The 21,592-nt window shown below is 35.2% G+C and carries 19 protein-coding genes and 1 pseudogene; 4 read left to right on the plus strand and 16 right to left on the minus strand.

Annotation, left to right across the window (positions count from 1 at the left end):
- Nucleotides 1-167: 167 nt before the first annotated feature.
- Complete coding sequence (locus tag CHB72_RS17875; protein WP_330397083.1) at nucleotides 168-521, plus strand: hypothetical protein; 354 nt, start codon at nucleotides 168-170, stop codon at nucleotides 519-521.
- Nucleotides 518-1,393 (plus strand): GGDEF domain-containing protein, encoded by an 876-nt coding sequence (locus tag CHB72_RS17880; RefSeq protein WP_089284243.1) that lies wholly within the window; start codon nucleotides 518-520, stop codon nucleotides 1,391-1,393. Before CHB72_RS17875 ends, CHB72_RS17880 begins: the two co-directional genes overlap by 4 nt.
- A 77-nt stretch (nucleotides 1,394-1,470) precedes the next feature.
- On the opposite strand, the gene CHB72_RS17885 is transcribed toward CHB72_RS17880, so the two are convergent.
- The 4 genes from CHB72_RS17885 to CHB72_RS17895 all read right to left on the minus strand — a co-directional run bounded on the left by CHB72_RS17885 (nucleotide 1,471) and on the right by CHB72_RS17895 (nucleotide 4,642).
- A complete protein-coding gene (locus tag CHB72_RS17885; protein WP_089284244.1) occupies nucleotides 1,471-2,430 on the minus strand; it encodes a TDT family transporter in 960 nt (319 codons plus the stop codon).
- Between the two features lie 11 nt (nucleotides 2,431-2,441).
- Nucleotides 2,442-2,915 (minus strand): C-GCAxxG-C-C family protein, encoded by a 474-nt coding sequence (locus CHB72_RS17890; protein WP_089284245.1) that lies wholly within the window; start codon nucleotides 2,913-2,915, stop codon nucleotides 2,442-2,444.
- 245 nt (nucleotides 2,916-3,160) lie between these two features.
- Nucleotides 3,161-3,346: a hypothetical protein gene (locus CHB72_RS26710; protein WP_176431453.1), complete on the minus strand. Its 186-nt coding sequence runs from the start codon at nucleotides 3,344-3,346 to the stop codon at nucleotides 3,161-3,163.
- Between the two features lie 231 nt (nucleotides 3,347-3,577).
- Nucleotides 3,578-4,642, minus strand: a complete 1,065-nt coding sequence (locus CHB72_RS17895) for an alanine/ornithine racemase family PLP-dependent enzyme (protein ID WP_089284246.1) — start codon at nucleotides 4,640-4,642, stop codon at nucleotides 3,578-3,580.
- Between the two features lie 172 nt (nucleotides 4,643-4,814).
- Here CHB72_RS17895 and CHB72_RS28325 point away from each other — a divergent pair, with 172 nt between their 5' ends.
- Nucleotides 4,815-5,060: a transposase gene (locus tag CHB72_RS28325; RefSeq protein WP_089284247.1), complete on the plus strand. Its 246-nt coding sequence runs from the start codon at nucleotides 4,815-4,817 to the stop codon at nucleotides 5,058-5,060.
- A gap of 377 nt (nucleotides 5,061-5,437) precedes the next feature.
- Here the strand turns inward: CHB72_RS28325 and CHB72_RS17905 are convergent, their stop codons facing one another.
- The 4 genes from CHB72_RS17905 to CHB72_RS17920 all read right to left on the minus strand — a co-directional run bounded on the left by CHB72_RS17905 (nucleotide 5,438) and on the right by CHB72_RS17920 (nucleotide 11,238).
- On the minus strand, nucleotides 5,438-6,862 hold the full coding sequence (locus tag CHB72_RS17905) for an alanine/glycine:cation symporter family protein (RefSeq protein WP_089284248.1): 1,425 nt from the start codon (nucleotides 6,860-6,862) through the stop codon (nucleotides 5,438-5,440).
- Between the two features lie 115 nt (nucleotides 6,863-6,977).
- A complete protein-coding gene (glsA, locus tag CHB72_RS17910; protein ID WP_089284249.1) occupies nucleotides 6,978-7,895 on the minus strand; it encodes a glutaminase A in 918 nt (305 codons plus the stop codon).
- Nucleotides 7,896-8,135: 240 nt separating this feature from the next.
- Complete coding sequence (locus CHB72_RS17915) at nucleotides 8,136-9,521, minus strand: sigma-54-dependent transcriptional regulator (protein WP_176431455.1); 1,386 nt, start codon at nucleotides 9,519-9,521, stop codon at nucleotides 8,136-8,138.
- Nucleotides 9,496-11,238 carry a sensor histidine kinase gene (locus CHB72_RS17920; protein ID WP_089284251.1) on the minus strand — a complete coding sequence of 581 codons (1,743 nt, stop codon included), beginning with the start codon at nucleotides 11,236-11,238 and terminating at the stop codon, nucleotides 9,496-9,498. Before CHB72_RS17920 ends, CHB72_RS17915 begins: the two co-directional genes overlap by 26 nt.
- Nucleotides 11,239-11,449: 211 nt before the next feature.
- Between CHB72_RS17920 and CHB72_RS17925 the strand changes: the two genes are divergently transcribed.
- The gene (locus CHB72_RS17925) at nucleotides 11,450-12,826 is read left to right on the plus strand and encodes a cache domain-containing protein (protein ID WP_089284252.1); all 1,377 of its coding nucleotides are present in this window, start codon (nucleotides 11,450-11,452) and stop codon (nucleotides 12,824-12,826) included.
- A gap of 129 nt (nucleotides 12,827-12,955) precedes the next feature.
- On the opposite strand, the gene CHB72_RS17930 is transcribed toward CHB72_RS17925, so the two are convergent.
- The 8 genes and pseudogenes from CHB72_RS17930 to CHB72_RS17965 all read right to left on the minus strand — a co-directional run bounded on the left by CHB72_RS17930 (nucleotide 12,956) and on the right by CHB72_RS17965 (nucleotide 21,465).
- Nucleotides 12,956-14,704 (minus strand): NADH-dependent [FeFe] hydrogenase, group A6, encoded by a 1,749-nt coding sequence (locus CHB72_RS17930; protein ID WP_089284253.1) that lies wholly within the window; start codon nucleotides 14,702-14,704, stop codon nucleotides 12,956-12,958.
- 25 nt (nucleotides 14,705-14,729) lie between these two features.
- Nucleotides 14,730-16,379 carry a NuoF family protein gene (locus tag CHB72_RS17935; RefSeq protein WP_089284254.1) on the minus strand — a complete coding sequence of 550 codons (1,650 nt, stop codon included), beginning with the start codon at nucleotides 16,377-16,379 and terminating at the stop codon, nucleotides 14,730-14,732.
- A gap of 19 nt (nucleotides 16,380-16,398) precedes the next feature.
- Complete coding sequence (locus CHB72_RS17940) at nucleotides 16,399-16,788, minus strand: (2Fe-2S) ferredoxin domain-containing protein (protein ID WP_089284255.1); 390 nt, start codon at nucleotides 16,786-16,788, stop codon at nucleotides 16,399-16,401.
- Entirely contained in the window at nucleotides 16,785-17,309 is a 525-nt protein-coding gene (locus tag CHB72_RS17945; RefSeq protein ID WP_089284256.1) for an NADH-quinone oxidoreductase subunit NuoE family protein, read from the minus strand. Before CHB72_RS17945 ends, CHB72_RS17940 begins: the two co-directional genes overlap by 4 nt.
- 159 nt (nucleotides 17,310-17,468) lie before the next feature.
- Nucleotides 17,469-18,209, minus strand: coding sequence for a 3-oxoacyl-ACP reductase FabG (fabG, locus tag CHB72_RS17950; RefSeq protein ID WP_089284257.1), 741 nt, complete (start codon nucleotides 18,207-18,209; stop codon nucleotides 17,469-17,471).
- A 22-nt stretch (nucleotides 18,210-18,231) separates the two neighbouring features.
- A pseudogene (locus CHB72_RS17955) lies at nucleotides 18,232-18,321 on the minus strand (3-hydroxyacyl-CoA dehydrogenase family protein); the annotation flags it as partial.
- A 76-nt stretch (nucleotides 18,322-18,397) separates the two neighbouring features.
- Nucleotides 18,398-19,768 (minus strand): GntP family permease, encoded by a 1,371-nt coding sequence (locus tag CHB72_RS17960; RefSeq protein WP_089284258.1) that lies wholly within the window; start codon nucleotides 19,766-19,768, stop codon nucleotides 18,398-18,400.
- A gap of 92 nt (nucleotides 19,769-19,860) precedes the next feature.
- A complete protein-coding gene (locus CHB72_RS17965) occupies nucleotides 19,861-21,465 on the minus strand; it encodes an acyl CoA:acetate/3-ketoacid CoA transferase (protein WP_089284259.1) in 1,605 nt (534 codons plus the stop codon).
- Between the last annotated feature and the right edge of the window lie 127 nt (nucleotides 21,466-21,592).

Genomic DNA, 21,592 nt, shown 5'->3' on the forward strand with positions numbered 1-21,592 from the left:
CCTTATAGATAAGATAGAAAAAATTATCTATGAGATAAAAAAAAGTAGATGATTGATTTTTTTCATTATTTTTCAATTATTACAACTTTTTTCCACAAATTTCGCTAATACAAATAGACAGTATCACAAATGCTATGATAAAATGTTTTTTAAGGGAGGAGATTTGCTTGATAAACAGAACAATTGGCGATAGAAAGAAAGCTGAAATAGTTATGAAAATTTCTGAATTTGAAATGCCTCCAATGCAAGATGCATTAATTATTGGAAAGCAAGCACCGATTGGACCAGAAGCAGCCCGTAGAATGGTTGATATTCTTTCACCGGATCAATATGTGATTATTAGAGTAGACCATCCAATTATTGAGGCTATTGTCATTAGAAAACCATTGTTGACTATGCTTCCTCAAGAGAAATTAGTTTCATTAATTTTAGAAGAAGGAGGATGTATTGCTAACGAAACTATGATTGTCAAGGCTCAAATAGGTATCACCCTTCAAGTTAGCAAATCAATAGATTTATGATAGAAAAAGTTATTGAAATTTCAACAAATAATCCAATATTTCTTCATCCTTTAGATGGTGTTCTTAAGGTAAAAGATATAGCGTTAAAGAAAAACCAATATTATTTTCCTGTCATTGAAGATAATAATTTAGTTGGAGTTCTAACCCATAAACATCTAATGGTTGCACACCCGAATAGAATTGTCGCTGATGTCATGTCAAGTGAATTCTCTACTATTTCTTATGATGATTTTATTTGGACTGCAAAGGAAAAGTTCGTCAATACAGATGTAGAAGCATTATTTGTTACAGAAGGTGACAAAATTACAGGGATTCTAACTGAATCTCAAGTAGATATAACATTAAGTAAACACATTGATGCCTTAACAGGTTTATATAAAAGTAATTACATATATTATTTATCAAATAAATTAATTCGCCAAAGCAAAGAAATATCTTTTATTTTCCTAGATATCAACAAGTTTGGCTTGATCGATAAAGACCATGGACATATAATAGGCGACAATATATTGCAGGAGCTTTCCAGCCTGTTACTAAAAGAAATACCAAAGGATACCTACTTATGCCGTTATGCTGGTGATGAATTTTTAATACTTACCCCTTATTTTTTGGATGACTGTATTTTACTTGCAGAAAAATTAATTCATGCTGTAGGTAATCATACATTTACCAACGGACTAAAAATAACATTAGCTGCTGGCATTTCAGGCGGTAGAAGATTACTTGAGCGTCCCCGTAATATAAACACAACCATCGTAAGAGATCTCATAAATCTTGCAAGTTTAGCTTCTACAAAAGCAAAAATTCAGAAATGTAATTTCATTGTAGCTGATAAGTTAACTACTTATGAGATTGAAGAAATGATTAGTTGATGAGTAATGTGAATTCACATGATAAAAGCTATAGCTTCTCTGCAATAGGAGAGGTTATAGCTTTTATCATGAGCAAATTAGTTGGAAAAGGTAGGTTTTTTGTTTGTTGTAACACCAGTTTCTGGACTTGAAATAATAAAGTTTATATATCTGATTAATACATAAAGCGCCATCCCAACTCCCCACAATTCTAGAAACTTTACAAAATATACTAAGGAAGGTATTCCGCTTCCTATGTTAGCTAAAAAAGCATTAGTTCCTTTTATTGCAATAGCAGTAATTACAAAGGGGAAGGTAAAAGCTGAATAGCTAGGATAAAATTTCAACTTTAACATTTTAGGAATACACACCATCACCGCAATAAACATAATTAATGATAGTGCACCCAGAAAACCTACAATCGTTATGTTTTTTTCTTGGAAGGAATTTAAATATCCAGCTAAACATAGACTAGCTGGTGCTGCAAAGATTGTAAGTGTTGGTATTGTTTGTTCCTGCATTTCTTTTATAACAAAAACCCTATACATTATTATGGGTAATAGTATTAGATAACCAATAAATCCAAACCAGAAGATATACTGACCCCAGTGGGCTAAATCAAACGCTGGTGCAGTTACGCTTCCAGAAACAATTCCAACGTAGACGACAAAGTAGCTTGGAAAAACCTTTTTCATATTAAAATTCAATATATATTTCTTAGTGAAATAAATTATCAAGATCACATGCATAATTAAACCTAAAAGCCATACCCCATAAGCTACTGCTGGTATATATGGTTTTACATAAGTGGCCAAAATCATTAATCCCATAGAAAATGTAGGCATCACGCTTGCTATAACAGGATTTTCAAATCCTTCCCCTAATGATTTGGGCATTGTTACCACTTTCATGACAAGTAAACCCATTAAAGCAGCAGATACAATTCCAAAGATATTTCTATATAAACTTCCATAGGATAGCACTAGATTCCCTGCTGCTGCTAGAGCTAACATTAACCCTGCCATAGGTATAGGTACTTTTTTTATTATGCTATTCATAATCCACCTCTCTACTTTTCAGCCATTTCAATTTTTTCTGCAATCTCTGGGTCTTCCAGCAATCTTTCAGCAACCCACGCAGCTACTTCACCTGTTATTTGTACACAATGGGCTTTTCTTTCAGTACTGGTAAAGTCATATCCCTTTACAAGAACACGACAACAGGTGCTTTTATACATCTCTTTTATATGATTATGCAATGCTGCAGAAACCGGAAACATTTTTTCATTCATAGGGTCTCCATGCTTTCTCCCATAAGCCATACCTAATGCCATAGCACCACCACTGACGGCTCCGCAAAGACATCCAGATTTACCTAACCCAATAGGAAAAGCAGAAGCCAGTTTCACAACCTCCTCTGGATATGGCCAGCCTAGTAATTCATTGATTGTATGGACAACCGCCTCAGAACAGAAGAACTCTCCTCTTTGAAAATAACCCTCCGCTTGTTGACGAATAGACTCTACAGATACACTTTTTTCCATGTTCTTAATTCCTCCTGTTAATTTTTTAATCATCTTCCCCTATAGTATATAGGATAGGAAACCATAGATTCCAATAGAAAAAAACTATCATCAGTCCAAAAGCTATTAGATAATCAAATAGTCAAAAAACTAAATAGCAAAGAGAAAAACCACTGCTCCTATATCAATGCTTTCCCTCCTCTTCCATGTTTATGGGATTTGGTGTATCGGCATATGTAAAGCGGATTTTTAGATTGTCATTGTTGTCATATACCGCCAGCAGCCTTAATTCTTCCCATAGGTAGTTCTCTGTTGTTACTCTGTTTTCTTTCCTGCCTGTCTTTCTCCCGGGCATTATGCAGATATTGTATTTCTTTGACCTCCAGCAATGTTGCTTTCGTTGGCTCTCTTGCTGTTGTATAATTGTAGCCGACTGTTTCGGCCCATAACAAGGAGATTTATCATCAATGAGCTAAGTTGCTTAAATAATGGGTTGTCAACAGTTCCTCCCTTTTATCCTTTGACACTTATCTTTCCTCACATCTATGATCAAAGGTTGTCACCAACTCCGTCCCTTTGACATTACATTCATAAATAGGGTGTGTTTTTCAATTAACAATGGCAAGAATCCACTTTTGAATAAAGAAAAAGTCTCCCAAAGGAACTTCTTCCTTCAAAAGACTTTATAATTGATTATGTTTTTTCACATATTTAGATGTAAATGCTCTCATTGTGGAGAAATAACCTAATTCTATTTCTATTATATCTCCTAATTCATATTTTTTATTACTATCAGTTATGTCTAAAATAAAATGATCCGAACTGGCTCCTAGTATTTTTATGTCTTCATCTATTAGTCTAGATGTTTCCACGTCAAAATCTTGTTTTCCCAAGGCGCAAATAGCCTTTTTTCTGATTCCAATATCACTAAATTCAGGTTTGTTTCCGTAGGAATCTACTCCAATTTCTCCCCAAGGCATAGAAGGTTTATTTTTAATCTCTATTATTTCAGCTTCTAATATGAATACGTCTTTATTGGTATTTTCTAGGTATTTATATTTAGATCTTTCCTTTCCAAATAATATAGATTCCCCTAGTCTTAAATTATTTATCCTATTAGGTATTTCATTTCTTAACATTAAATCTATGGCAGCTGAGTTTCCACCGCTTATTATCTCGAGTTTTCTATTGATCCTTTTTTCTATTTTTTCAGCTATATTAACTAGCTTCTCTAATTTCTCACTACTGTATTGAATAAAGGAAAAACAAGTTAGATTTACACCTATTCCATATAGATGTACATTTTTCATCTCTTCAACTTTTATAGCCACTTCTATTAGTTCCTCATAGTCTACATACCCTTCCCTTATATCACCTAAATCCGCCATTAATATTATCTTGTGGACTTTATCTTCTTTTCTAGCTTTTTTATCTATTTCCTCTATTGTTTCTAATTCTGAATTCAAGGATGCATCTGCATATTCTATTAGTTCATCTATTTCTGTCTTCATCGGAGGTCTTATTAACCATTTCTCCGACTTTAGATCCTTTAGATTTTTTAAGTTTTCAATCCTTGAGTCGGCTAATTTATTTAAACCCCCATCAACTAATATTTTAGCTATATTATTATCTCCTGAAAATACCTTTGTTACCCCTGTAATTTCTATATTTCTTTCTTTACATAAAGTCTTTAATGTATTTATATTATTTTTTAACTTTTTAGCATCTATCTTTACCTTTGGATACATATAAAATCCTCTCCCCTTTTGATAAAATAATTTAGGTTCAACCATGAATTATGTAAAACAATAATATTCCCATAAATTTCATTGCCATATTAATGACAAAAAGGGTGCAAAAAATCCGATCCACCCTGTATTATTAAATGCGCCAACACAATCAAATCAGGAAGTGTATAGGATGAATATCAATTATAGTATTATCCAAAATTTAATTGGATTTCAAGGAATAGCGATAATTTATTTTCATGTAAAGACTCTGGATAATGGGATGGAGTACATCTTACATTATTACGATTATCCTATATCCAACGGCACTACCGAACGCAATAACCATAAGGTTAAGAATATTAAACGTAGAGCCTATGGCTATCGCAATAGTAGAAATTGGGAAGTTAGGGTTAAGTACAAATTTTTATGTTCTTAAAGCCTGACTTCCTTTCAGGTTTTTAAGGTGCATAGAGAAAGTCTAAGTATTTAGATTTCTATAATTAGATTGACCTGATAAAATCCCTTGACCTTAGCAAGTACTACTATATAAAGTGGTAAACCCACGCAACAACATCAATATTTCGTATGCTGTTGAAGCGCAAATATCTTTTATCAGGTTAAACTAATTAGTCTTTGCATCAACAAAATCATTATTAGAAAAACTTATACAAGATAAGAAAATGAAGGTTCCCAAGCATGTGAAAATTTTTCCTGTAAATTATTCATTTATAGGATAGGTGTGCTTGATACCACAAGATTTATCATTGAACCATAATTTATAGTCATTTTATGTAAAGAAATAAAGTTTTAAATTTAAACTTTATTTTCCTTATATAATTCGTTCCAAAAATCTACTTTTTCTTTAATTCCTATAGTTTCAACTTTAAATACAGGGTTTTTTCCTTCTGATTTTTGTTTTGTATAATCATCAAGACATTTAATAGAAATATTTCCTAAAACTACTATTATAGGAATATTTATAAGAGCCATAGCTCCCATTAGTACATCTGCTGTATCCCAAGCTACTGCAAAATTAAGTTGTGCTCCAAAAAATACTATTATAACTGCTATTATTCTAAATATTAAAAGCGTGTTTTTTTCTGGTGTTGTTTTGTTTAAATATTTAAGATTTGCTTCTGCATAATAAAAATTACCTAAGATAGAAGTAAATGCAAAACAAAATAGTGCAAATGTAATAAACCATATACCAAAATCTCCAAATTTTGTAGCTATTGCCAATTGTACATATGGAACTCCTCTAAGGGATGGATCTGGTGCTATGCCTGAAGCTAAAAGCATAAATGCTGTTGCACTACATAATACCATAGTATCTATGAAAACAGATAACATTTGAACAAGACCTTGTTTTACCGGATGAGAAACGCTTGCAGCTGCAGCTGCATTAGGGGCTGAACCTACACCAGCTTCATTAGAATATAGACCACGTTTAATTCCGTACATTATAGCCGAACCTGTAAAACCACCAAAAGCAGCTTTTAAATCAAATGCATTACTAAATATATCTGAAAACATCTTTGGTACTAAGTTTAAGTTTGAAAATACTATTACTAAAGATACTAATATATAAGATATAGCCATAATAGGAACTATTATCCCAGTAATTTTACTTACTCTTTTTCCTCCACCAAATATACATAATGCTACAACAATTGCCAATATAATCCCCACTATCATCGGTGTAGAATCTGTATAAAAATTATACCCCTCAAATGCTGAAGCTATATTAAAGGATGCAACCATGTTAAATCCACCCATATAAGTTAGTATCAACATAGTAGCAAATAAAACCCCTAATGTTCTACTTTTTAAAGCAGTTTCTATATAGTATGCAGGTCCACCAAATGAACTACCATCTTTATCTCTAACTTTATACACTTGAGCAAGTGTACTTTCTATGAAAGCAGTTGCACTTCCTAATAAAGCTATAACCCACATCCAAAATACTGCTCCTGGACCTCCCATTGTTATGGCAGTTGATACTCCAGCTATATTACCTACACCTACACGTGATGCTGTAGAAACCATTAATGCTTCAAAGGAAGAAATAGAACCCTCGTCTTCTTTTTCTTCCGTTACTACTTTTAGAGATTCTTTCAGTAATCTAAATTGAACAAATTTTGTCTTAACTGTAAAATATATACCAGTTCCTATTAATAATACTATCAAAATATAGGTATACAGCCAATTGTTTAAATTGTTAATAAAAATTTCATACATGTTTTCAACACTCCTTTTTAAAGTTTAATATACTTTGCTTTGTTGGGAATTACATCATAAAAAAACATTGAAATATCAATATTTTACTATAGCACTTTTGACTGTCCAGATATAATTAAAACATGCTTAAATTAAGCTGTTGAGAAAGTTCTTCCAAAACTTTTTTTCCTGCAATGCTGTTTCCATGCATGTCAAGGGCAGGACCCACAACTGCTATCCCCATATTATTTGGTGCAACAGCCATAATACATCCTCCTACACCGCTCTTTGCTGGAGTACCCACATTAACAGAAAATTCCCCAGATGAATCGTATAATCCACAAGTTATCATGATCGCTTTGACAATTCCATTCACTTCTTTAGGTATGATTTGTTCATTAGACCACGGTGCTATACCATCATTTGCGATTACACATGCCATCTTTGCTACATCCTCCACCACCATCTCTATTGAACATAACTTGAAATAGGTATCCAATACATCTTCAACGTCCTTTTCAATAATATTTGCTCCCTTAAGATAGTACGCAATTGCCCTGTTGGTATTTCCAGTAAGCTTTTCAGAACGATAAACTGAATGATTTACTTCAATTTCATCATTATTTGTCATCCTTTTTATCATATTGTGAATTCTATTAAACTTTTCAATGCCATTATCTCCCGACGCTAAAGATGTGCAAACGATTGCCCCTGCGTTGATAAAAGGATTCAATGGTTTATGCGATTCTCTGGTTTCCAACTTTGCTAAGGAATTAAAGGGATCTGTGGAAGGTTCCATACCAACCTTTGAGAAAACCGTTTTCTTTCCCTTATCAATAAGGGCACATATGAGAATTGCTACTTTAGATACACTTTGAATGGTGAATCTTGTATCATAATCACCTCCCAATATCATATTGCAATTGGTATCAAAAATACACGCACCGAGAGCCTCGCTGTTTCCTTTAGCAAGCTCTGGAATGTAGGATGCTACTTGTCCAAACTCTGTCCATTTTTTATTGTTTTCGATGGCATTTTTTAGTATAGATTCCATTACATAACACCTCTCCTCTATTTTGATTTTATAAGCATATAAATATATAGCAAAACTAATGCCAACTTAAATTTTTGAAACACACTGGCAAAATAGAGGGGTTTATCCACCTATCCTATAGATATGTTCGAAATCGAGCATTAAAAGTGCTCGATTTCAAACGCACAGTTCGACATCGAGCACTTTTTTTCTACATAATACATCAATATACATCAATTTTTAATCTTCATAGAACATCCTCTAGTAGTCTTTCATATACTTTTCCATTCTTCTGTTTAATGCATGTCTTGAAATGCCAAGTAGTTTTGCCGCATGACTAAAATTGCCCTTTGACTGGTTGAGAGCCTTTAAAATCCAAAGCTTTTCTAACTCCCTTACTGCCTTTTCCAACGAAAAACCTTCTTCTATACCGCCTTCTTTTTGGGACAATGCTTCAATATTTTTGGGCTTACAACCTCGTTTCTGCATCTCGTTGGGAAGGTACTCTACCTCAATGAGATCTCCATCATTTAAGATAACGATTCTCTCCATAATATTTTTAAGTTCTCTAACATTTCCAGGCCAATCGTAGTCTATCATTTTCTCTATGGCTTCTTTTGTAAATCCTCTGAATTTCTTTTTGAATTTTGTGCAATAAACATGAAGAAAATATTCTGAGAGTTCTTCAATATCAAGCTTTCTTTCCTTCAAAGAAGGAATACATATGGGAACTACATTGAGCCTATAATAGAAATCTTCCCTAAACTCTTTTTTATCTACGGCTTCTTCAAGATTATTGTTGGTAGCAGCTATGATTCTTATATCTACTTCAATCTCTTCAAGTCCTCCTATCCGCTTGAATTTCCTGGTTTCAAGAAATCTCAAAAGCTTAGCCTGTATGTCAAGAGGTATTTCCCCTAGTTCATCAAGGAACAGGGTACCACCATGGGCCAGCTCTAAAAGTCCTTTTTTTCTGGCATTTGCACCACTAAAAGCATTTTTTTCAAATCCAAAAAGTTCACTTTCAAGGAGCTGTCCAGGTATTGCTGCACAGTTAATACTGAGCATAACAGAATCTTTTCTAGAACAGTTTTTGTGTATATAGTTGGCAACAACTTCTTTTCCGGTTCCCGTTTCTCCTCTAATAAGTACTGTGACAGAATCATTTTCAGCCAATATATTCATTTTTTTTATGGTCTCTTCCATAATTGGATCTTTACTTATAAAAACATTCCCTTCTCTTAGTTCCTTTTCTTCATAAAGCATAAGCTTTTTCTTCATATGCTGACTGGCAATAGCCTTAGAGATGGTAACTTCAATTTCTTCAATATCCAGAGGTTTTTTTATATAGTCTATTGCTCCCAGCTTTATTGCTTTGATGGCAGTCTTAATATCTCCATATGCTGTCATAATAATGATTGCCACATATTCATCTATTTCCTTAATTTTTTCGGCAACTTGAAGTCCGTCTTCTCCTTTAAGCTTCATATCTAATAAAATCACATCAGGTCTGAAGGATTTCAATTTTTCTATTCCATCTATACCATTCTGCGCAGTCTCCACATGATACCCTAGGTCAAGGAATCCTTCTTCAAGCGTTAGTCGCATGATTTCTTCATCATCAATCACAAGAATTTTTGTTTTCATTGACATTCCCCCTATATTTTGGCAAATAAGTTTTGATGATTGTTCCGATGCCTTCCCTACTTTGCACTTCAATGTCTCCATGATTTGACACAATCAATTTATGCACCACAGAAAGTCCTAATCCCGTTCCACTTTCTCCTGTTGTAAAAAAAGGATCGAATATTTTATCTAAGTTTTCTCTCTTGATTCCACATCCGTTATCTTCAAATAGGACAAGTATAAATTTATCTTCCTTCCCCTTTGAACTATCCACTGTTATTTTCAAAGCCCCTCCCACATCAATGGCATTTAATGCATTAGAAATGATGTTAAGAAAAATCTGTGAAAGCTGCCCTTTATCAAAATAAACGCTTCTATCCTCTATGTTATACGTAACACTAATCTCTGCTTCTTTTTCCTCTGCCTTTGTATCAGAAAAAAGAAGTGATTTTTCAAGTATATTCACTACATTTACAATTTGAAGCTTTGGAATTCTTGGCTTTGAGAAATTCAAAAGATCCGTAATCAATATATCCAGTCGCTCAATTTCTCCAATAATCGCTTGAAAAAGATTTTGTTCCCGTGGTTTGACATGCTCCATAAGTCTTTTATTTAATATTTGTGCACTCATTTTAATTCCTGAAAGAGGATTTCTGATTTCATGGGCCAGAGCTGCTGTTAGCTGTCCCAGTGATGTCAGTCGATTTATTCTTTCAACACTTTCTTCAATTTTTTTTCTGCTTGTGATGTCACTTAAACTACATAGGACACCAATATATTCCCCCGAAACGTCTTTCATTAAAGAAGTCGTAATGTCAAGATAGATTGACTCTTTTTTGTCACTTTCATAAAAATGTTGAACTCGATTGATAGTTTCCACTCTTTTAGTTGTTTCATTAAGTTGAAGCATAAGTTTTTTTATGATCTGGGGGTTTTTTTCGTTTAAACCCATTACCCTATCGATAATCTGTGCAGCCCCATCGTTATAATTTTTTATTTTCCCGTGCATGTCCGCAGTTATAATACCCGTTGATATACTTCTTAATATATCTTCATTAAATCTTTTCATCTGAAGAAATCTATTGGTGCGAATAGAGATCTGATTCTTCATTTCATTAAAAGCTTGCCCCAAAAGTCCAAGCTCATCTTCCCTTTTTATGTTTATATCACGTTGAAAATTACCGGATATGATATTATTATAGCCTTCCAAAAATATTCCTATCGGTTTTGAAAAATTTTCTATCATGAAAAGTATAGTTTTTAAGGAAATGATTATTGAAACAGCTATTAATATGAGATAAGGTTTATTGACGTTTAGAACCTTCAAAAAGAGTTGAAATTTGTCAATAATTATATAAACTGAGATATTTAAATTCTCATAGGTCCTTCTCTTAATTTCATATCTTCTGCTTTCTACGTAATCGCTATGAATTTTATCAACATCTAAATTCAATCCCTCTATTTTCTCATAGACCACTTCGTTTCCTTCATATACCACAATTCCGAAGTTGCTTAATGCAGAAAGAGAGCTAAAAAGAATCTGTCTAGAATAGAATTCATCATTTGTCTGAGATATTGCTACAGAGATAGCATTAAAAGAATTTTCAATGTTTTGATTCGCATTTTCATAAGAATTTTTTTGCATATTATTAAAAAATAGGATACTCAAAATCATGGTAGGCATGATCATCAAAACTAGTATAGGCACTGCAATTTTTCTTTTAAGCTTGAGCTTCATATAGGATATCTCCCTTTGCTAAAAATTGATAGATTCATTATATACTTTTTACGGTCAAAAATAAATATTTTCAATAGGCTACCAAAATACAACGCCCTATCGGATTAGATAAATTGCTTCTACAATCCATAATCTTTCGAAAATTTATGAAGGTGAAAAACTTTAGAATATGATAAAATATTGTTATTAAATTCTTTCAAGAGGTGTTTTCATGAACAGGTTAACAACAAAATTTATTCTTTTTTTTGTCATAATTATTTTTTTAATAAATTTCTATATAACAAACTCTAGTAAAATATTTATAAACCAATATGCAAAATCATTTGACAATTCTGTAGAGCAGCATAATTTATACATTGCAGAGTTTCTATCCTCCTTCGAAAACGCTATCGAAATGTTTTCAAAAAATGAAATGGTACAATATGTATCAGATCATCCTGAGAAATATTACGAATCTACACTAGAGCTTTTTAAGGCTTTTCAAGAGTCCTACGCCTCTACTGCTTATGCTTACTTTGCACCAAAGAAAAAAATCGGTAGGACAAACCAATTTGTCTCTTGGCCAGATACCTCAGAAGAATTATCAAATATCGGATGGATTGCTGAAGAAAGACCGTGGTATATTAACGCCATAAAATCAGAAGGAACAATTGCTTGGACAGAACCTTATATTGATACAACTACAAAAAAAAATATTATTACGTTTTCAAAGGAAGTCAGAGACCGGGAAAACAACTTTAAAGGCGTTATGGCAATTGATCTTTATCTTGACGACGTATCAAAAAAAATAAACTATTTCCAAGAATTCAATGAAGGACATTTGCTTATTATTTCAAGAGATAACAGTGAATATTTTTTCGTGATAGATTCCCATGAAAATATAAACTTAAAGTCTCTTTTTACCAATGACCTTAAGAATAGTTTGTATGAGAAAAAATCAGGGAACTTTTATATTGATAATAAAGTTGGAAGTTATTACATTACTTTTACAACCAATATGGTTACGGGATGGAAAATTGTGGGTGTTATTGAACAAAACAATTTGAATAAAGGCGTCAAAGATATGGCAGATACTATTTTTTTCGGAGTTATTGCAATGGCATTTATAGGTATTGCAAGTATATTATTTGTGACAAAAGAAATGGGATCTACTATACAAATACTTAGTAACTCCATCGATCCTCCTGAGGAGAAAGTTCTTTCATCAGATAAAAATACGAAATTATTTGAATTTAAAAAAGAAGAAAGCGTATTTGAAATGGAAAACGCAAATATGAATATACTTTTTGAAATTGAAGCCCAAAAAGAAAAAATAAATGAGATGGTAAAAAACAGACAAAATCTTGATTCCCTAAATATTTATCAATTAAAAATTTCAATCAAGAGATTACTTGAATACTTGAATCATCTTGACTTAACTCTAAAATCCCACGAGATTCAAAAAGAAAGCGTTATTAACTTGTTTATTGAGATACAAGCAATCCTGGGTATCATGAAAACACAATCCATTACTTATGAAGAAGACAATGGTTTCAGGGAGTTAGATGCGCTCATCTGTGGCATAATGGATTTAAAAAATCCATTATGAGACTGAAGCAAACCTTAAAGTCTGTACCCTAAATTAATATATATACAGACGGGCACTTATTAAAAGGAGCTTTCTCTACATGATTTTATTAATCATTTAAAAAGACAGCTCCTTTTATCGTTTCTTATATTATATTCTTTCCTTTGCCTCAAACTTTGTATGGAGCAAATTATGGGCTCTTTCGCCATAATAAGGCTCTCCTAGATATTCTTCATAAAGCTTAATCACCTCAGGGTTCTCATGGGACTTTCTGATGGATTTTCTTTCATCCTCTTTATAAATAGCCTCCTGCCGTTTTTTTACGATTTCATCATTGCCATAATGATAGGGTTGTCCACCACCACCAATGCAACCTCCTGGACATGCCATAATTTCGATCGCATGGAATTCAGATTTGCCATTTCTGATATCCTCTAGCATCTGCCGTGCATTGCCTAAACCGTGAGCAATACCGATCTTTATTTCTTGTCCCTTTAAATCTACAGTAGCTTCTCTAATGCCCTTCATACCTCTTAATTGTTTAAAATCTACTTTTTCTAATGTTTCTCCTGTAATCCATTCATAAGCGGTTCGCATAGCTGCTTCAATCACACCACCAGTGGTACCAAAAATGGTAGCCGCTCCTGTTGATTCTCCTAATGGATGGTCAAAGTCCTCATCTGGCAGCTTGTCAAAATCTATTCCTGCTTCCTTCAACATATCTCCCAATTCTCTTGTGGTAATAACAATATCTACATTGTCATTATCATCAATACTAAGCTCTGTCCTAGCTGCCTCTGCTTTTTTAGTAACACAGGGCATAACAGAAACCACCACCATTTTTTTAGGGTCTATCCCCATTTTTTCAGCTAAATAGGTTTTTGCTATTGTACCAAACATAATATGAGGGGATTTGCAGGTAGAAGGCACGTCGACCATGTCAGGAAATTGATGTTCAATAAAGCTTACCCACGCAGGACAACAGCTGGTGAGCATAGGTAATCTTCCACCATTTTCTAATCGGTGAATGAGTTCCTTTGCCTCCTCCATAATGGTAACATCGGCACCAAACTCTGTATCATAAACTTGGTCAAATCCCATTCGTCTCAATGCCGCAGCCAGTTTTCCTGTTACTATGGTTCCTGGCTCCATACCAAAAAGCTCTCCTAAAGCCACTCGTATGGCTGGAGCAACCTGTACTACTACATATTTATCAGGCTTATGTAATTCCTCCCATACTTTATGGGTATGAAATACTTCTGTTAAGGCAGCCGTTGGACATACGGCTACACATTGTCCACAATAGGTGCAGGAGGTTTCTGCCATAGGCAAATTGAAGGCAGGTCCTACGATTGTATCAAAGCCTCTATTTAATGCGGATAAAATCCCACAGGTTTGTATTTCATTACAGGCAGTTTCACAGCGACGACATAGAATGCATTTATCTTGGTTTTTGATTACCGCCTGACTAGATGTATCTAAATGGTATTTATTGCGTTTTCCTGTATATTTGATTTCCCTAACATTTAGCTCCTTTGCAAGGGCCTGAAGCTCACACCTTAGGTTTCTTTGACATATAAGGCAGTCGGTTGGATGATTGGAAAGCAGTAGCTCTACTGCCATTCTTCTAGCTCGTATAGCCCTTAATGAGTCAGTACGAATTACCATACCATCATTGACTGGTGTGGCACAGGCCGGTGCAAGATTCGGTCTTTGCTCCACCTCTACCATGCATACCCTACAGGAGGCAGTACGATTTACCATTTTTAAGTCATGTAAATCCAAATGGCATAGAGTAGGAATTTTTATGCCTGCCTCTACTGCTGCATTTAAAATTGTATATTCTCTAGGAACCTCTACTTCCTTATCATTAATGGTTACTTTTACAGTTTCCTTCAAGTTAACACCACCTTTATTCAATTATTTACTTTTTAGGAATAGTTGTTGCTTTTTTCTTACCCATAGAGCATACTCCCGCTGGACATTTTTTATTGACAACGTGTTCATGATACTCTTCTGCAAAGTATTTCATTGTGCTTAATACAGGATTAGGAGAGCTTTGTCCTAATCCGCAAAGAGAGCTTTCCTTTACCATTTCCCCTAAGCTCTTTAGATTTTCCAAATCCTCCTCTGTTCCTCTACCATTGGTAATCCTTGTTAGAATTTCATGTAGTCGTTTATTCCCAATTCTACAAGGCGTACATTTACCGCAGGATTCATCTTCTGTGAATTCTAAATAAAACTTTGATATGTTTACCATACAGTTATCTTCATCCATGACAATCATGCCGCCTGAACCCATCATAGACCCTATTTCTTTTAAAGTTTCATAATCAATATGGGTGTCTAAATACTCCTCAGGAATACATCCTCCTGATGGCCCCCCGGTTTGTACTGCCTTAAATTTCTTATTATCTCGAATCCCTCCGCCGATATCATAAATAATCTCTCTGAGGGTGATTCCCATAGGTACCTCTACTAATCCTACATTATTTACTTTTCCTGCCAATGCAAATACCTTGGTACCCTTACTGCCTTCTGTTCCAACACGACTAAACCATGCTGGACCCTTCAAAATAATCTGAGGTATATTAGCAAAGGTTTCTACATTGTTGACAGAGGTTGGTTTGTCCCACAATCCACTTTCTGCAGGAAAGGGGGGTTTGGCATTTGGTTCCCCTCTACCTCCCTCGACTGAGTTAATCAAGGCTGTTTCTTCTCCACATACAAAGGCTCCAGCTCCATACTTTAGCTCAATATCAAAATTGAAGTCACTATTAAATATCTTCTCTCCTAAAAAGCCATATTCCCTCGCCTGCTCTATTGCTATATTTAACCGTTGTATAGCCAAAGGATATTCTGCTCGAATATAAATATAACCTTTTTCTGCACCAATAGCATAGCCAGCAATAGCCATAGCCTCCAATACACTATGGGGATCTCCCTCCAGTATGCTTCTATCCATAAAGGCACCGGGGTCTCCTTCATCAGCATTACAGATAATAAACTTTACATCATTTTTGTTTCTATAAGTCAACTCCCATTTGTAGCCTGTAGGAAAACCTCCTCCACCTCTTCCTCGGAGTCCACTATCTTTAACAGTCTGAATAACCTCTTCAGGTGTCATTTCTGTTAAGACTTTTCCAAGGGCTAAATATCCGTTTTCAGCTATGTATTCCTCTATGTTTTCAGGGTTAATGAAGCCACAGTTTCTAAGGGCGATTCGCAGCTGCTTATGATAAAAGGATATTTTCTCCTGTTCCTCAATCTTTTTTTCAAGAGTAGGTTCTTCATAAAGCAATCTTTGAACGATTCTTCCTTTAATGATGTGTTCTTTTACTATTTCTTCAATATCTTCAGGCTTCACTTCTACATAAAAAACATGGTCTGGATGAATCTTAACAATGGGTCCCTTTTCACAAAAACCGAAACAACCGGTTTTTACAACCTGTACTTCTTCAGAGTAACCAGTTTTTTTCAATTCATCTTCAAATTTTCCTATCATTTCTCTACTTTCTTGAGATTCACAGGCGGTGCCGCCGCAAACCAGAATATGTGATCGATATCGCTTCATATACTTGTCCTCCAAACGCTTATTCTTTATGAAAGGATTTAGAAATAATTGAATCCTGCAATAGTTCTCCCTTTTCTATATGCTTCTCAATAATTTCCTTTGCCTTTTCCTTATCAACTTTGCCATACAAAATAGGGGCTTGCCCTGGCACATTCACCTGTACAATAGGTTCATCATGACAATAACCCATACATCCCACCTGTACCAAATAAACATTTGTTAGGTTTTTTTCTTCAATTTCGTGAAAAAGAGTGTTAAAAGTTTCCCTAGCTCCTGCTGCAATTCCACAGGTAGCCATTCCCACCTTCAATTTTATATTCTCTTCTTCCCCCACCTTTCTTATGTTTAAGCCTTCATTGGCATTTTCTCTAATTTTTTTTAGTTCCTCTAGAGATTTAATTTGTCTCATTGCAGCACCTCCTGTCGATACTCAGATAGAATCCCTTCTACTTCCTCTGGCTTTACTCGTCCGTATACCTTATCATTAATCACCACTAGGGGAGCTAGTCCACAGGCCCCTACACACCGTACATCCTTTAGGGTAAACTTCCTATCCTCAGTAGTATCCCCTACGGAAACCTTTAGCTTATTTTCAAATTCCTCTAACAATTTGTTGCCTCCCTTTACAAAGCAGGCAGTGCCTGTACAGATATTAATGACGTATTCTCCCCTTGGCTCTTCCGTAAAATAGGTATAAAACGTAACAACACCATTTACTTTAGCACCCGCCAGACCTAATCTTCTAGCAATAAAAAGCTGAACATCCCTTGGTAGGTAACCAAAAATATCCTGTGCCCGATGCAATACCTGTATCAGTCTACCCTCAAGAGAAGGTAAACTGTCTATGTATCTCTCCAGCTCCTCATAATGCTCCTTTGGTATAGGTTTTTCATTATTGTTTTTTCCCTTCACTCTAAGTTCTTCTGGCATATAACTCCTTCCTCTCTAAATTCAAATAGGTATAGTTCACCTATTATTGTTTATTAAATCCATATTTATTATTCTTTTCTAAATCTAATTCTCTTTGACGAGAAAAAACCCACTTAAAGAATCTAAGTGAGCTTTGATAGGCTTATCATTTTCTATTAGTTACAGTACTACTCCACCGTCTACGCTTAACACAGTACCTGTAATAAATCTAGCTTCTTCCGATGCAAGAAATGCATAGGCATTTGCAACATCTTCTGGTAAACCTAAGTCTTTAAGTGGCGATTTATCCCTCATCATATCCAGCACCTTATCTGGCATCTTTTGTACCATAGGAGTTAATATAAACCCTGGTGCTACAGCGTTGACTCTAATTCCTTTTTTTCCCAATTCTTTTGCCCAGGTTTTCGTCATTCCTATAACTCCCCACTTTGTAGCAGCATAATTGGTTTGACCAAAATTCCCGTAAATACCTACTACTGAAGATGCACTCAAAATCACGCCACTACCTTGTTCTGCCATTACTTTAGCTAAGATTTGTGTACAAGTATAGACACCTTTTAAATTTACAGCAATTACCTTATCAAAGTTCTCTTCTGACATTTTTAACAACTGGCTATCCGCCGTGATTCCAGCATTATTTACTAGTATGTCTATCTTACCCCATTTACTTATTACATCTTCTGCTACTGTTTGAATTTCATCTCTTCTCAATACGTTTGCTTCATAAAATAATACTTCTCCTCCTAAGGCCTTTAGCTCTGCTACGGTGCTTTTTAAATTATCAACACCTATATCAGTTATGGCAACCTTTGCCCCCTCATTAACAAATTTTATCGCAGTTGCCTTTCCTATACCTTGAGCAGCTCCTGTAATAATAGCAACTTTGTCCTTTAATCTCATACGATTACCTCCTTGAATTATTTTATTTATAGTCAAAAAAGCCTTTACCAGTCTTCCTTCCCAATAGACCTCCCCTTACCATCTTTTTCAGCAAAGGATGTGGTCTATACTTACATTTTTCACAGAGATTCACCTCTTTTTTTATCAAGGACTAAAAATCACAAAACCTATTCAATTTGTAATATCGACTAAACTAACCCTATGGTAGCTAATATAATACCTGCTATTACAGCTAAGATTGGGATGGCTGTTCCAACCATAAATATATCTTTATAAGAATCCTTATGAGTCATGGCTGTTACAGCTAATAAGGTTAAAACTGCACCATTATGGGGTAGTGTATCTAAACCACCACTAGACATGGAAGCAATCCTATGGAAGGCCTCTAGAGGAACCCCTGAAGCAGCAGACAGTTCAACAAATCTATCACCTAAAGCCGCCAATGCAATACCCATCCCTCCTGAGGCAGACCCGGTAGCACCTGCTAACACATTTACAGCGACTGCTTCAGAAATCAGCGGATTTCCTTCTATTCCCATCACGAGATTGCTTAAAGTCTGAAATCCTGGCACGGCTCTAACAACTGCACCAAATCCTACTGCTGCACTGGTATTAATGATAGCTAAAACTGAGCCAGATGCTCCTGCGTTAATGCTTTGCACAACGTTTTTCAACCTACTGACATTTAGTAGCAATGCTAAAACAATTCCCGCTGTCAATGCAATGATAATGTCCAATTCAAATAGATTTAGCAAAAGAATTACTGTTATTAGTGGTAAAGAGGATAACATAGGATTGGGTAATGTAGCCTCATCTATCTCCTTAACCTCCTCCTTCTCTTTAGCAGCTACTTCTCCTCCTGCTACAGCACCACCCTTACCATTAGATGATGAAGCCTTTCCCTTTTTTGCCACCGAACCGGTTGGCTCATTAAATACTTCCCCCGCTGCCGTAAGCTTCTTTTCTCTATAGGTCATCCAAAGCATACCTACACCAAACATAATCAGGGCTCCTACAGTTCCCATGATAGGGGCTGCTGTTGGAGTTGTACCGAAATAATCTATAGGAATAAGATTTTGGATTTGAGGTGTTCCAGGTATTGCCGTCATCGTGAAGGTAAAGGCTCCTAATGCTATTGCTCCGGGTATAAGCTTTCTAGAAATATTTGCTTCTCTAAATAGAGCTACTGCTAACGGATACATAGCAAATACAACTACAAATAATGACACCCCGCCATAGGTTAGTACTGCACATCCTACCACTACGGCTAAAATCGCTCTTTTTGTTCCTATTTTAGAAGTAACCCAATGGGCTACAGATTTAGCTGCTCCTGAATCATCCATTACCTTACCAAAGATAGCTCCCAACATAAATACTGGGAACCACGATTTAGCAAATCCTACAAATCCTCCCATGTAAGCTTCTCTATAAGCCTCTACTAAATTCAAGCCTCCTGTTAAAGCAACAATCGCAGCACATATAGGGGCAATCCATATAATGGACATACCACGATATGCCAAATACATTAATAAAGCCAATCCAATAATAATTCCTAACATATCAATTGCACACTCCTCTCTTTATAATCCATAGGAAATTATGTACTCTTTTGTTCCTTTATTTTTTCATAATAGGCTCCATCTAAATCTCCTCAATGTGCTTCAACCAAACTAACTTCTAAAGCTTCTGAAGGAAATTTTTGTTCTATTTGTACACCCATTTTTTCAGATTTAAATATTCTTTCATCCATCAACTTCAAATTTTTGCTAATCACTGGCTTAAAATCCATATATTCTAATACATCCTTTACAAGTTCAATTCCCGGTGCTATTTCCGTAAGAACTAGACCATCTTCCCCTAATTCAAAGACTGCTCTTTCTGTAATATATATTACAGTCTGACCAACTTCTTCAGCATATTTTCCACTGAAGGTAATTTGCTCAACCTTTCCAATAAATTTCACAACCTTTCCCTCTTGAAGAATACTAAGCTTTCCATTGGCTGCTTCTATTTTTAATCCTCCGGCTGTAAAAGTACCACAAAATACAACTTTTTTAGCATTTTGAGTGATATTAATAAATCCGCCAGGTCCAGTAATCTTGGGACCAAACTTACTAACATTGATATTGCCAAACTCATCACACTCTGCTAATCCAAGAAATGCAACATCAAGTCCACCGCCATCATAAAAATCGAATTGATTTGGCTGATCAATGATGGCTTCTGGGTTAATGGTTGCCCCAAAGCTTAAACCTCCAACTGGTATGCCTCCGATAGGTCCAGGCTCCACCGTCAATATCATTTGATCACTAACACCTTCTTCATTTGCTACAATAGACACGCCCTCCGGCATACCGATGCCTAAATTTACAATAGCGTTAGGTACTAGCTCCATAACAGCTCTACGGGCAATAATTTTTCTTTCGTCCAGCTCCATTGGCTTTACTGAGGATACTGGCACTTTTATATTTCCTGTATATCCTGGATTGTATTGCTCCGAGAAGGTTTGCATATGATTTTTCATATCCTGAACCTCAACAACCGTATCTACATAAATTCCAGGTATTTTTACTAGTCTTGGATCTAATGTACCTGCTTTAACTACTTTTTCCACCTGAACAATCACTTTTCCTCCCGAATTTTTACAAGCCTGTGCTATAGATAAAACCTCTAGTGATCCAACTTCCTTTTCCATGGTGACATTGCCTCGTTCATCTGCATAGGTTCCTCTTAGTAGGGCAAAGTCTATGGGGAAAGCTTTGTAAAACAAGTACTCTTTTCCATATAAGTCGATTACTTCTACTAAATCTTCTTTTGTTTTTTTATTTAGTTTTCCACCTTCTATTCGGGGGTCAACAAAGGTTTTTAATCCTACATGAGTAATCGTACCAGGTTTACCTGCCGCAATATCTCTAAACAAGTGTGCTATAACTCCTTGGGGAAAGGTATATCCTTCTATTTTGTTTTCTAAAGCTAGCTTTTGTACCTTAGGGGCCAAACCCCAGTGACCACCTATTACTCTTTTGATCATACCTTCATATCCAAAATGGTTAATCCCCCTATCCTTTCCATCCCCCTGCCCTGCCACATAAACCAACGTCAAGTTTTTAGGTTCTTCAGTTTGTAGATATCTTTTCTCTAGCTCCATCTCCAGCTCTTCTGGAACGCAATTACCAACAAATCCTCCCGTAGCAACAGTACTGCCAGATTTTATGATTTTTACTGCTTCTTCTGCTGTCAAAAATTTTAGCCTCATCCAGATTCCTCCCTTAACTAAGAATTAATTACTAATTTTGCAAGCCACATGCCAAAACAAATATTTTTTTAGAGAGAAATCAGTTTCTTAACTTTCATGCGATGTTTTTAATAAAAAAAGGGCCCTA

The sequence above is a fragment of the Anaerovirgula multivorans genome (assembly GCF_900188145.1).
Classification (GTDB): Bacteria; Bacillota; Clostridia; order Peptostreptococcales; family Natronincolaceae; genus Anaerovirgula; species Anaerovirgula multivorans.

Bases quoted from the DNA above. Each gene is read 5' to 3' on its own strand.
- CHB72_RS17880 (WP_089284243.1), top strand. From the start codon at position 518: ATGATAGAAAAAGTTATTGAAATTTCAACAAATAATCCAATATTTCTT.
- CHB72_RS17885 (WP_089284244.1), bottom strand. From the start codon at position 2,430: ATGAATAGCATAATAAAAAAAGTACCTATACCTATGGCAGGGTTAATG.
- CHB72_RS17890 (WP_089284245.1), bottom strand. From the start codon at position 2,915: ATGGAAAAAAGTGTATCTGTAGAGTCTATTCGTCAACAAGCGGAGGGT.
- CHB72_RS17895 (WP_089284246.1), bottom strand. From the start codon at position 4,642: ATGTATCCAAAGGTAAAGATAGATGCTAAAAAGTTAAAAAATAATATA.
- CHB72_RS28325 (WP_089284247.1), top strand. From the start codon at position 4,815: ATGAATATCAATTATAGTATTATCCAAAATTTAATTGGATTTCAAGGA.
- CHB72_RS17905 (WP_089284248.1), bottom strand. From the start codon at position 6,862: ATGTATGAAATTTTTATTAACAATTTAAACAATTGGCTGTATACCTAT.
- glsA (WP_089284249.1), bottom strand. From the start codon at position 7,895: ATGGAATCTATACTAAAAAATGCCATCGAAAACAATAAAAAATGGACA.
- CHB72_RS17915 (WP_176431455.1), bottom strand. From the start codon at position 9,521: ATGAAAACAAAAATTCTTGTGATTGATGATGAAGAAATCATGCGACTA.
- CHB72_RS17920 (WP_089284251.1), bottom strand. From the start codon at position 11,238: ATGAAGCTCAAGCTTAAAAGAAAAATTGCAGTGCCTATACTAGTTTTG.
- CHB72_RS17925 (WP_089284252.1), top strand. From the start codon at position 11,450: ATGAACAGGTTAACAACAAAATTTATTCTTTTTTTTGTCATAATTATT.
- CHB72_RS17935 (WP_089284254.1), bottom strand. From the start codon at position 16,379: ATGAAGCGATATCGATCACATATTCTGGTTTGCGGCGGCACCGCCTGT.
- CHB72_RS17940 (WP_089284255.1), bottom strand. From the start codon at position 16,788: ATGAGACAAATTAAATCTCTAGAGGAACTAAAAAAAATTAGAGAAAAT.
- CHB72_RS17945 (WP_089284256.1), bottom strand. From the start codon at position 17,309: ATGCCAGAAGAACTTAGAGTGAAGGGAAAAAACAATAATGAAAAACCT.
- fabG (WP_089284257.1), bottom strand. From the start codon at position 18,209: ATGAGATTAAAGGACAAAGTTGCTATTATTACAGGAGCTGCTCAAGGT.
- CHB72_RS17960 (WP_089284258.1), bottom strand. From the start codon at position 19,768: ATGTTAGGAATTATTATTGGATTGGCTTTATTAATGTATTTGGCATAT.
- CHB72_RS17965 (WP_089284259.1), bottom strand. From the start codon at position 21,465: ATGAGGCTAAAATTTTTGACAGCAGAAGAAGCAGTAAAAATCATAAAA.